At 43.7% G+C, this 12,095-nt stretch carries 11 protein-coding genes; 3 read left to right on the forward strand and 8 right to left on the reverse strand.

The genetic code is table 11. The features are described 5' to 3' along the window. The first annotated feature begins 143 nt into the window (after positions 1–143). A complete protein-coding gene (locus tag A6D97_RS18550; protein WP_017060610.1) occupies positions 144–740 on the forward strand; it encodes a malate synthase in 597 nt (198 codons plus the stop codon). Positions 741–867: 127 nt separating this feature from the next. Here A6D97_RS18550 and A6D97_RS18555 read toward each other — a convergent pair whose 3' ends face one another. The 6 genes from A6D97_RS18555 to A6D97_RS18580 all read right to left on the reverse strand — a co-directional run bounded on the left by A6D97_RS18555 (position 868) and on the right by A6D97_RS18580 (position 7,686). After that, positions 868–1,884, reverse strand: a complete 1,017-nt coding sequence (locus tag A6D97_RS18555) for a GGDEF domain-containing protein (RefSeq protein ID WP_017060611.1) — start codon at positions 1,882–1,884, stop codon at positions 868–870. Between the two features lie 457 nt (positions 1,885–2,341). Further along, complete coding sequence (locus A6D97_RS18560) at positions 2,342–2,554, reverse strand: cold-shock protein (RefSeq protein WP_004740083.1); 213 nt, start codon at positions 2,552–2,554, stop codon at positions 2,342–2,344. 359 nt (positions 2,555–2,913) lie between these two features. After that, positions 2,914–4,191 (reverse strand): cytosine deaminase, encoded by a 1,278-nt coding sequence (locus tag A6D97_RS18565; RefSeq protein WP_017068656.1) that lies wholly within the window; start codon positions 4,189–4,191, stop codon positions 2,914–2,916. A gap of 9 nt (positions 4,192–4,200) precedes the next feature. Continuing rightward, positions 4,201–5,439, reverse strand: coding sequence for a cytosine permease (gene codB / locus A6D97_RS18570; RefSeq protein WP_065585003.1), 1,239 nt, complete (start codon positions 5,437–5,439; stop codon positions 4,201–4,203). 679 nt (positions 5,440–6,118) lie between these two features. Beyond that, the gene (locus A6D97_RS18575; RefSeq protein WP_017066494.1) at positions 6,119–7,342 is read right to left on the reverse strand and encodes a biotin/lipoyl-binding protein; all 1,224 of its coding nucleotides are present in this window, start codon (positions 7,340–7,342) and stop codon (positions 6,119–6,121) included. Then, a complete protein-coding gene (locus tag A6D97_RS18580) occupies positions 7,336–7,686 on the reverse strand; it encodes an MFS transporter (protein ID WP_017066493.1) in 351 nt (116 codons plus the stop codon). Before A6D97_RS18580 ends, A6D97_RS18575 begins: the two co-directional genes overlap by 7 nt. A gap of 133 nt (positions 7,687–7,819) precedes the next feature. On the opposite strand from A6D97_RS18580, the gene A6D97_RS18585 reads away from it, so the two are divergent. After that, positions 7,820–8,827, forward strand: coding sequence for an AraC family transcriptional regulator (locus A6D97_RS18585; protein WP_017061786.1), 1,008 nt, complete (start codon positions 7,820–7,822; stop codon positions 8,825–8,827). A gap of 10 nt (positions 8,828–8,837) precedes the next feature. On the opposite strand, the gene A6D97_RS18590 is transcribed toward A6D97_RS18585, so the two are convergent. Beyond that, on the reverse strand, positions 8,838–9,776 hold the full coding sequence (locus A6D97_RS18590) for an urea transporter (RefSeq protein ID WP_065585004.1): 939 nt from the start codon (positions 9,774–9,776) through the stop codon (positions 8,838–8,840). Positions 9,777–9,858: 82 nt separating this feature from the next. Continuing rightward, the gene (locus A6D97_RS18595) at positions 9,859–10,518 is read right to left on the reverse strand and encodes a pyridoxamine 5'-phosphate oxidase family protein (RefSeq protein ID WP_017061784.1); all 660 of its coding nucleotides are present in this window, start codon (positions 10,516–10,518) and stop codon (positions 9,859–9,861) included. Between the two features lie 90 nt (positions 10,519–10,608). Here A6D97_RS18595 and A6D97_RS18600 point away from each other — a divergent pair, with 90 nt between their 5' ends. Next, positions 10,609–12,066 carry a PLP-dependent aminotransferase family protein gene (locus A6D97_RS18600; protein ID WP_065585005.1) on the forward strand — a complete coding sequence of 486 codons (1,458 nt, stop codon included), beginning with the start codon at positions 10,609–10,611 and terminating at the stop codon, positions 12,064–12,066. Positions 12,067–12,095 lie beyond the last annotated feature (29 nt).

The following is a 12,095-nucleotide window of genomic DNA, read 5'->3' on the forward strand; positions in this document are numbered from 1 at the left end:
TATGTAAAAAAGCGCTAATCTACAAACTAAGCAATTCACAAAATGACAAATAAATTAAACGTTAGTTTGGAATAATTGCTCTAGGACACATTTTTGCTGTAGAAATCGGTGGTTATCACCGGACTGGTCAAGAGGGAAAGACTATGAATATGCTTACATTCGATAAAACAGAAATCCAAAAACAATCAAAGCCATTTATCGCTGAAGCTGTCTTTGCTGTGGAGACAATCAATGCTAATCAGCAAACTGAAAAGCAAGTGAAAGCAAAGCAGCTGCTTGATCGACTATTCCCACTAGAGAATGGTTCACATCAAGACGTAACCAGCTACGTAGTCGATTACCGCCATATTATGGCTTACTTTAAAGACGGTCAGCACAGCGGTCTGAAGCACCCTAAGCAGTTTGTAGCGTACATGGGTGAGAAGAACGACCCAGACTCTATCTTGTTTCGAGATGGCAGTGGCAGCCACCTAGAGGTGATGTTTGGTTGCCACAAAGGGACAGGTTGTATTGAGCTAGTAGAAATTGATGATATTCAGTTGGAATCATGCACCACGTTTGGCCAATCACCAATGGAAGCAACAACCACAATGCGTGAAGAGACCATTGCAGCGATGCGCCACTGGATCAGTTTGATTCAAGGTGACGCAAAGGGTAAACCAAAGGCATGCAGTGAAGATAAAGAGTTCAGAGCAAAGAGTGGTGAAGACTACTGCTTGAATTATTGCTTCCAGATCTAACGGTGAATCCTAGTTAGCTAAAGTAATTTATACAACTAAAGAAAAAGCCCCGAAGATAATGTCTTTGGGGCTTTCTAGTCTCAATACGAGCCGACTAATATGTCGATAAGAGCATTGTTGGTGTGTTTTACAAAGGCATGACTCGGTTACGGCCAAGTGATTTCGCTTCATAAAGTAGCTTATCAGCACGTTCAATCAGCGATTGAGCTGATTCGCCGGGTTCAAGTTCAGCGACACCAAACGATGCAGTGATACTGCCGACTTGTTGACCACTGCGGCGATCTTTAATCGACAGCTTTTCTAGAGAGCGACGATTGGTATCAGCGAGTTGACGAGCAATACGCAAAGACTTGTTAGGCACAATCAGCGCGAACTCTTCACCACCAAATCGATAGGCAGAAATACCTTCACGGCAACTTAACTTCAGCTTGCGAGCGATCGCTTTAAGCACCATATCGCCAAACAAGTGGCCATAGGTGTCGTTGAAATTTTTAAAGTGGTCGATATCGAGAAGAATCAGACACAAAGATTGTTGTGCTTCACACAGGGTTTCTATGTCACGGTCGAAAGAGCGACGGTTATAGAGTGTGGTTGTACTATCGAAAAGCGCATCTTTCTGAACTTCTACTAACTGGGTTTTTAGCTTGGTGATCTCTGAGGTTGCAGAGTTTAGCTGAGAGTTTAAAAACTGAGTAGAGTGACGAATATGACGGGATTCAGACACCAGCTGTCGAACTAAGGACATGACTTCATCAATAGATAGGCTTTCATTATCAACACGAGCCAAGTCCTCGAAGCTTTTATCGATCATGTCAGAAAAAGCGGAGGTGTCGGTCAGGGTGTCATTCATTGAATTGGAAACTTCAGAAACTAACAGTTCCAAATTAGCGCGAAGGTCATTGATATTGGTTTCGGATTTGCTGGCAACATAATTGTTGTATAGCTGCTCACCAACGGCAGGAGGACAAATACCGTAGTGTTCTAAAACACCATCCATGTCTTGAGTCAGCTGGGGAATAGCGTTATCGACATAGGTGTACCAAAGTGCGTAATTTGCAGGTGTCGTTGACACCCTGTTCTTCATCATAAGAGGCACCGCTTTTTTTAGATTTGCGGTGGATTTCTGAAATTCGTCTTTGTTCATTATTTTTACTGCAGATACCAAAACAACTAAGCCACTTGCGAACAAGGTTAGCGGATTTCGAAGGTCTTTGCTTTAAAAATTATATGATTAGTGGATGAGGGTTGGATAAATAACTCATTTTTATTATGAATATCGATTGCGTATTCATAAGCGTAATCTAATGGATTGTTCTTTAACCATATTTGGGCTTATCAAACTTTCGGCGTAGCGTGAGTTAGTATCAAAAGATTGCTGAGAATTAAGTGTTGTCTAGGGAAGTGCATACAAAAAGTGACGTAAATTGATCGTTGAGCTTTAACTGAGAAAGTCTAGGTTGATGACGCTTGGCTGGTGATTTGCATTTGTTCAGAGTTTACGGGGGAAAGCCTGTATCGAGAGGGGAAATGTTTATAAGCAGGCATAAAAAAGCGCCGATAAAAATCAGCGCTTTAAAATTCTTTTTAGCTATAAGAGCTAATTATTGAGCAACAACGTTTGCTGCTTGTAGGCCTTTTTGACCGTTTTCAACTTCGAAAGAAACCTTTTGGCCTTCTTTCAGAGTTTTGAAGCCTTCAGAAACGATTGCACGGAAGTGTACGAATACGTCAGCGCCGCCGTTGTCTTGAGAAATGAAACCGAAACCTTTCTCTTCGTTAAACCATTTTACAGTGCCAGTATTTGTGTTAGACATAATTTGTCCCTTATTCATAAATTTTCTAAGTTGTTGATTGCATTTAATGCAATGCGCTGATAATTGAATTATTTAATATTGCTAAGAAATAAGGAAAAACTACTTACAAAAACGGGTAACGATTTTACATGTCAATTTTTTACTATTCATCTAACTTAAATAACTCCGGCTAACAGAGCGAGAGCATGTTAACACAGTCTTTTGAGATGTACACGCATTGCTTAAGAAATTTGTGTTTTTTTTTGTCATACCGTGCGAATGTACAAGATTTACACTGATTTAGTGATAGTTTTGTCGCTTCGTCCAACACAACAAAAGGAAGCATCTCAGCTTCCTTTTGATCATTAGTATAGACGATATTAACGCTTAAAGTTGATATCTTCAGTTTGATCTAAATTTATTTTTGTTTTCGCTGGTTGAGTCTCTGCAATCACCTTACCGTGGCGTATTGAGTACTGCACTGGTACTTGGCGGCGTACTGCATCAAAGCCATTGTCAGCAGGAAGAATCAGCAAGCTACCTGGCTTACCTTCTTCGATACCGAAGTTGTCTTGAATGTTCAATGTGCGAGCAGAGTTCTTGCTGATCAAATCAAGTGAGTTGTTGATTTGGTCGTAGCCCATAACCTGTGTTACATGCAGTCCCATGTGCAGAACTTGAAGCATGTTCGCTGTGCCCAGTGGGTACCATGGGTCAAACACATCATCGTGGCCAAAACAAACGTTGATGTCTGCTGCTAGCATCTCTTTAACGCGCGTTACACCGCGGCGTTTCGGGTAATCGTCGAAACGGCCCTGTAAGTGAATGTTCACTAGCGGGTTTGCCACGAAGTTGATACCTGACATCTTCAATAGACGGAACAGGCGAGATGTGTAAGCACCGTTGTACGAACCCATTGCAGTGGTGTGGCTAGCAGTTACTTTCTCGCCCATTTCAAACTTATGAGCAAGGGCTGCTAATGTTTCCACAAAGCGAGACTGTTCGTCGTCGATTTCATCACAGTGAACGTCGATCAGACAGTCGTACTTGCGTGCAAGCTCGAACACATAATGCAAAGATTCAACCCCGTATTCACGAGTGAATTCGAAGTGAGGGATAGCACCGATAACGTCAGCGCCGATCTTCACTGCTTCTTCAAGCAACTCTTTGCCGTTAGGGTATGAAAGAATACCTTCTTGAGGGAATGCAACGATCTGGATGTCGACCCACTCTTTCATCTCTTCACGAACTTCAACCATCGCTCTTAACGCAACGAGTGTTGGGTCAGACACATCAACGTGTGTACGAACGTGTTGAACACCGTTAGCTATCTGCCATTTCAGTGTTTGCTTGGCACGAGACTTTACGTCTTCGATTGATAGCAGTTCTTTGCGCTCAGCCCAACGCTCAATACCTTCAAACAAAGTGCCAGAGATGTTCCAGTTAGGCTCACCAGCAGTTTGAGTAGTATCTAGGTGGATGTGCGGTTCACAGAAAGGAGTAACTGCAATGCCACCTTCAGCATCAAGGATGTCGCCTTGATGATTGATTTGCGCGCCATTATCGAGAATGCGAGAAAATTGACCATTTTCAATCAGAATCTGTTTCAAGCCTTCTTGGTCTTGAAGTTTCGCGTTCTTGATTAATAAGGTTGTCATAGTGTGTCCTTAAGCGGCCTGAGATTTCAGAGCTTTTTTGTTCAATAGAGGATTAAGCACGAGGTAACTGATTGCACCACCTAACACTGCGTTCAAAGGAACAACGCCAGGTAGGAAGTGACCAGCGGCTACGCCTGTTGCTACCGCGATAATGCCAGCCCAGTTAACGGTTTGGAACTCTGCATTTGCAAAATCTTTGTAACGTTTACGGTTCGCGAAGAAGTCGGCGATGATTACGCCACCAATTGGTGGAATCGCCAGCGAAAGGAAGGTTAACCAACCAACGAAGTTGTTGTATAACCAAAGTGCGAAAATCGTACCGATAATGCCGTTAATGATAGACATTGTAGTACTTGAGCGACCAGTGATGTTAGATAAACCCAAACCGGATGCATAAAGTGCATTTTCATTGGTTGTCCAGATATTCAAGCCAAGCACGATGATGGCTGGAAGCAGCAGACCTTGCGCGATCATCACATCTGAAATATCTGCCTGACCGGTTGCTGCTGCTCCTGCTGCGCCGAAGATAAACATCAGCGAGTTACCGATGAAGAACGCAACCATAGTAATTAATACTGCGCTTGCTGGCTTTTTACCGAAGCGAACGAAATCGGCCGTTAACGTACCCGCACTTACGAACGAACCTACAACCATTGCAAGAGCCATTGAAAAGTCCATTGGCGTCTCTGGTTTAATAAGTTGCAGTTGCTCTAGTCCACCAACACTGTCTACCGCAATCAGTACTGAGTAACCACCCAGAATCGCAATTGCAGGCACTGCAATCGCTGAAAGCACCATTAGCGCTTTAATGCCGAAGTACACTGTACCCGTCATCAATAAGCCAGATACGATAATCAAGGTGTTGGTATCAATGCCCGTTGCTTTTTGTACTGGAATAGCAAACATCGCAACACCCACACCAAACCAACCGACTTGTGTACCACCAAGTAAAGCAGAAGGAAGCCATGAGCCTTTAGTACCGAAAGAGAAACGAGCAAGAAGGTGGGTAGAGAGGCCAGTAGATGAGCCGATGTAGCCAAGAAAAGAAGTGTAAATACCGAGGATTAGGTTACCGATGAGAACGGCGAGGAAGAAATCGTTGAATGAAAGACCTGTCCCGAGTGAACCACCTGTCCACATACTTGCAGAGAAGAAAGTGAGTCCAAGCATTACCATGGTGAGTGAAGCGACTCCTTTCCTAGCCGATGTAGGAACCGGCCCTAGACTGTAGTTATTATCAGCAGCCATTTTTTACCTCCGCAAATGATCAAAATTAAAATTAACGGTCGCCGTATTGCAGGAAAACTTGCGCATTATGATGATATAAATCACATAGTCAATGCTAATTTTGTCAATAATTGCCCATAAAAACCAGTTATTGCAGTAATTATCTTGTAAAACATAGGGTTATTTTCTGTCTTTATTTAAAAAAACAAATAGAAAACGTTTTCTATAATGCGTTGGTTATCTGCTGTTCTTGGTTGGCTAGGAATGCTTATTATTATACGTCTGAATGGGTGTCTGTATCGAAAAAGAGGGCGGTTGGCCAAACTGCAGGCAAAAAAATAGCCAATCGCAATAATCGCAATTGGCCTATATATTTTGTGAACAAGAATAGGTTCACTAACAACGTCAGTTGGCTAGGTGACCCTCGGCTTAAGAAGGGTCAATATATACATAGCAGTTAGTGTGCCAACTTTTAAAACCACGTAAAACGGCAGTTTTATAGCAATCTGGTGCGTATTTGAGCGTTTAATTTGCGTTTTTGAAATGCCCAGTTGCAAAATGCAATTGCGATTTGCAACTTTAGAGTGTTTATTCGTTTTTCGGGTTTGTGTTCTTTCTGGCGACGAATGGTGAAATAAACAAAAAGCCCGTGCGATCTAAGAGCGCACGGGCTTGGGTATTGTTTCACCAATAGGAAGTATTAGATGGAGTAGAAGAAGTACAGTTGAGACTTCATTCTAATGATGATCCCGCGTATTACGTCTAGGAACGCCATAAAGCTGATAGGCTTCTCACCGCTTACCCACGCTAATCCGACAGAGCCAACAGGAATATCGTAACCCTCTGCCTCATCAATTTTTAAACGAACAAAGTGGTGCTTGTTCTGAAGGTTTTTGCCTGTGGTAACACGAACCTGCTCATCGATACCCAGCAAACTTGCTTGCGCTTCACCAGTGGCTTCTACAATGCCTTCTACGGTTGCAGAGAACACTTTTCCTGGGTATACCGCTGTCGCAAATTCCGCAGGTTGACCGACCTTAATATTACGAATCGCTTGGTGGTTAACTCGCATCAGCACGTACTTCTCTTCGGTATACATCTGGATACGAGGCATCATTGAAACACGCTGACCTTCACGAAGAATAAAGTTCGTTACAAAGCCGTCAGTCGGTGCCGTGACTTTGGTGCTGTTCAAGTCCCATTGTGCTTGTGCCAGTGTTGCCTTTGCTGAATCGACCTCAGTTTGCTTCTTGCTCACATTGGTTTCAGCTTTGTGGATGTTCAACTTCGCATTCTCGGCATCGACTTCTTTCTTGCTAAGCTGAGATTCCAATGTCGTAACGTTATACGTCGCTAAGTCTACCTTTGCTGTTTGTTGGTCGATGTCAGTTTCAGTGATCGTATGTTCTACCACTTTGTTTTGCTTCTGGTAACGATCAAGCGTCTTTGACTGCAGTACTAAGTCTGTTTTAGCCGAATCTATTTGTGCGACTGAAGCTTTGATGTCTTCAAGCGCCGATTGATAGCTGACTTTTGCAATGCTCACTTCTTGACGAGCTGTGTCTAAAGCGACCTCTGCAGACTCAAGTTGAACGCTGGCTTTGTCTCTTGCGATGACATATTTAGTGTCATCAATTTCGTAAATTAGCTGTCCTTCAGTCACATCCTGGTTTGGGTCGATGTGGACTTTGGAAGTTTTTCCCGACACATTAGTTGAATCGGGACGCAGCTGAATATGTGGAGACTGAACCACTGAGCCTCCCGATAGATCCATCGGAGTAAAATTGAGTAGGCCAACCCATACAAACAGCAACCAAGATGTACCCCCTAGGTACGCAAACGCCTTGGTGCCTTTGTTCCAAGGCATACCAACAAGTCTGAGTAAGTAAATGAACAGTGCCCAAATTGCCAAGCCTTCTAACATGTTTGGCTCTCCTCATCTTGCTTGTCGGAAGTTGTTTGCTCCTTGGTTGTGGTCGGTGACTTCCATGTGTCTCTTAGATTGATGATGGCTTTTTCCATATCAACGAAGGCCAAAATTACTGCTAGTACCCATACCCAGTGCCATACAAAACCAATCCATGTTAATGCGGTGATCAAACCGAGTTGTTGATGCTCTTTACTGTGAGCCTTGTTGATTGGTAATTCATGCACACGCCAGAAGCCGTAACATGCAGCAGCGATGGTTGCGACTAACACTACGCCTGCAACTACGTGTAGTGCGGTATCTGCGCCGGTTCCGACAAATGGGACACTAACTAAACTCATTGATATACCCTAGGTTAAATTGAGCACCGAGTGTTATTGATATCAGATTTAGAAGTTGATAATTTACCAATTACTTTAATAATGATGTCATTATGATTTGATCTGTAATAGTGACTTCTAAGTATGGTGGCTAATGAACAATTGTAACTTCTTAAGAGCATTGGGTATTTTGGGTATTTACCAATACGCAACGACTAATAAGGCTGTGAATACTGAGCAATTAGGTATTCCTAAATCGGTGTTTAATAACCCGATGAACCTTATCCCCGTAAGTGAAGTGGACAAATGGTATGGCTTACTTGAACAACAAACCGGTGATTCCGATATTATCTTGAAGCTGGCTGATAGAGTGGATATTGAAAGGCTAGGTCCTCTCTCTAACTGGTTTTTCTCGGGGCACGATCTGGCGTCGTCTATACGCCGAGTTAACATCGGGTTGCACTGTTTGCAGTCCGGGGCTTTTCTATATGGCGCTCAAGTCGGTAATTTCATCAAATGGTGCTACGACAATCCTGCTTATACTGAGGTGGGTAAAGTTCATGACTCAATTCGAGTTGCCATCTTTATGATGAAGATATTAAGGCGTTACTTGGGAGACGACTTTACTCCCGCAGCCGTCTCTATCGCAGGTTATCGCGAGAACACTCAACTCTATCAAGAGTATTTTGGGTGCAATATTCAGTGGGGCCAGCCACGAACTGAAATCTGGATACCAAGCCAGTCGAGGTTATCGAGCAATCAAGCCCCTTCTAGCGGCAAGATGAGCTTGGCAATGAACTTTCATGACTTAGATAATTACCTCAACATGCCTGATGCCGCGGATGAGCATAAGGTGACCTATGAGATGATCAATTACAGTCGCCATTTCGGCCTGCCAACACTGCATAAAGTGTCGAGTTTGCTTGGGTTATCTGAACAGCAATTTCAACGTCGATTGCATAACTTAGGCATCAACTTTTCTACCATTATGGGCTATGCGTTAAGTAATGTGGCGGTGGAGTTGTTGATGTATTCAGTGCCAATAGATAAAGTCGCGACGAGGCTCGGCTATACCAATGTCGCGAGCTTTAATCGGATGTTTAAGAAACATCGAGGTTTGACACCCAAGCAATATGTTGAGCGCCTAAAAACTGGCCTGTAACTATTCAGAGCTAACTTATGGTTCGTTTATGGATCAGGCTGGACAAGTAAACCATCCCCCAAGTACTCAAAATGAAAGGGGCGGTGAGTGGTAACAGTGACAGTTCATGAAAACCAAGTGTGATGAGACAGCTTAACAGCATGCCGAATAGGATTAACGGCCAACGGATTCGCGGATAGGGCACAAGTGCTAAAGTGGCAAGAATGGCGTTGTACCCGTAAAGACCTTGGGCTACCAGTTCGTTAGAAGCGCCAATCAACCCGCTAAATACGGTGCTAATTATTACTGCGAGCATAACCCAAATGGCATGCTTGATATTGTTGAGTGCGATGGCGACTAAGATAACGAGCCCCGACAACGCATTTTCGATGAAGCTGACTTGGCTTATCCCTTTTAACAACGGGATCACCACTGTCGGCAGGTTGAACCACGAGTTAGCCTCAATACTGATGAGTGGCATCAGTGCGGAATCAGGTGCAGAAAACGCTGACAGCTCAAAGGTTGATTGGATAATATAAATCAGCCAAGTGGTGAGGATAAAGGCGCTAGTGTAACCGCGATATTTCTCAAAACTGAATACGATGTGGGCAATCGGCACCGTGAGTAATGCACCTAACGCAGTCACTAAAGCCAATAATGGTGTCACACCAAAAAAGTTACCGATAAATAAACCAATCAAAGCGCCATTTAGCGCGTACATTCCACTATCAATGTCGTCAACTGACTTGTTGGTGTTGGTGTTGGTGTTGGTGTTGGTGTACATATAGCCATAGAAAGCTAATGCATAGCTGCAACTGGCGCCAAGTAAGGTAAGAAAAGCCAGCGCCAGTGACTCAATAGAAATGGCAAGCAACAGCAAAGTCGACGTCATGATAGACGGTGTGAAATAGACTTGCCCAATGCCATTGAGCAAGCCTTGAAACGGCAGAATATCCTTGTTCGTTTTCATCGTCTGATTACATTATTGAGTCATGTTAAATTTTTGTAATTCAGATTGTATACAATTTTATCAAGTTCACCATCTTCGAGTGTTAATTCTGATACCAGCGTTCACCATAAGCTTGTTGGTAATCTGGTGTTTCAATGATGCCTTCTTGTTCTGGAACGGTTTCTAACGGCCCAACAACAGTTCTATAGGGCAATACGCCAGCCCATACTGGAATGTCCATATCGGCTTTATCATCATTCACTCCATGTTTACCAATCTTCACGGAAGCTTCTGTTAAAGGTATCGCCAACAACTCGGTCGCAGTGAGTTCTTTTTCATTACTGAGCCTCACTTCATCGGTTCTGCCCGGTGCGATTTGCTCAATAAAGATATTCAACAAGCGATCCTTTTCTTGATTGTCATCGATGACTGAAAATGACCCCAATACCACAGCAGAACGATAATGCGCACTATGATGAAATGCCGAACGAGCCAGCACCCAACCATCGAACAAGGTGAACGTTAAACAGGTTGGTTCTCCCTTTTTTAGTCCTTTTAGTAGGCGACTGTTTTTAGCTCCATGAATGTAGACTATATCACCCACTCGCCACGCGAGCATCGGGATGACCATTGGTCCTTGTTCGCCCTGCAATGCAATGTGTGCGATTAAGCTCTCATCAATAATTTGGTGCAGTTTCTCTTGTTCAAATACGGCTTTGTGAGCCCCTTTTTTAATCGTGGTTCTTTTCGTGTTAGATAACATAATCGCTCCTTAATCATTGCCTTTTGATTAATGTAGCGATTAACTGGTCTATTAAATAGAGCCACTTTTAAACACTATTTGGATCCAGTTATGCAGCCTATCGATGTCGGTGATCTACAGTTAGACGAACAACACGGCACGCGTCAAACCGCCTTGTTCCACGCGATAAGAGAGAAGATCGTTCAAGATTTATGGAGCAAGGGCAGTAAGTTACCTTCAACACGTAAGTTGGCTGTCGAGTTATCGGTGAGTCGAAATACGGTGATTTATGCGTACGAACAACTGGTTACTGAAGGCTATATCGAGAGTAAGCAAGGCTCAGGGTTTTATGTCTCGGTTGAACAACCAGAACACTTTCTAAGTTTGTCTAAGCCAAACAGTGTTCAGGATCCGAAGGTCAAACAAACAGTCAGTAAACCGAGTACAAACATAGCGACACCTAACGACATTAACCGCAGCTTTGCCCCAGGAGTTCCTGACTTAGATGCGTTCCCTTTTGCGAAATGGCAGAGGTTGCTGCAACGTCACTCTACACGTCAGAACATTGCGGGCAATCAAGAGGTTCAGGGAAGCTCAGCCTTGAGGGAAGCGTTGAGTGGGTATCTTGCAAGCAGTCGTTCCGTTCATTGTAATGCCGACAGAATCATCATCACCGCAGGTGCGCAGCAAGCCATCTCAATCGGATTAATGGCAACGTTAGCGATGGGCGACAAAATCCTCGTGGAGGAACCCGGTTATCGACAAGTACATAAAATTATCGATCTGTTGAGACTAGAGTTAGAAGGTGTAAGTGTGCGTGAAAAGGTGGGGTTGGATATTGAGAAAGTGTTGGCCAGTAATGCTAAGGCTCTGTATGTCACACCGAGTAACCAATACCCAATGGGCACGACTTTAAATACTGAGCAGCGCCTTAAACTGATCGATTGGGCCAATCAACATCAGTCATGGATCATTGAAGATGACTATGACAGTGAGTTCCAGTTTGCTCATCGCCCTTATACCTGCATGCAAGGGTTGGCGGGAAAGTTGGGGTTCGATGATCGCATCATCTATGTCGGCTCTCTGAGTAAGGTTATGTTCAATGGCCTTCGATTAGGGTACTTAGTGGTACCAGAAAGTCTGGTGGCGAAGTGTCTTGAGATCAAAGACGCGCTTACTGGAGACACGGCGTCCCACACACAGGAAGCTTTGGCGGATTTTGTTCGAGAAGGCGACTTGCTGCGTCATATTAGAAAGATGCGTCGGTCATACAAACTCAAGTATGAAGCGATGATAGAAGCGATTGAAAGCGAGTTTAACGGTGATCTTGAAGTGATCAGTCAGGCGGCAGGGCTACATGTGACCGTGAAGTGGTATCAAGGTATATCTGAGACTGAATGGAGTCATAGAGCTGAGCTTGAAAATATCATCATTCGTCCGTTTGATTTTTATGAATATGGATCAAGTGATGCTCGTGATTGGAGTGGGGTGGTGTTGGGGTTTGGAAATATCCGATTGGCTGACATAAAGCCGAAGATCAAACAGATCGCTCGGCTTTTTTATCAGTAATATTGGTAGGGCTTGTTTACCATTTTCTG

Origin of the sequence: Vibrio sp. ZF57, assembly GCF_001691235.1 — a bacterium.
Lineage (GTDB): Bacteria > Pseudomonadota > Gammaproteobacteria > Enterobacterales > Vibrionaceae > Vibrio > Vibrio crassostreae_C.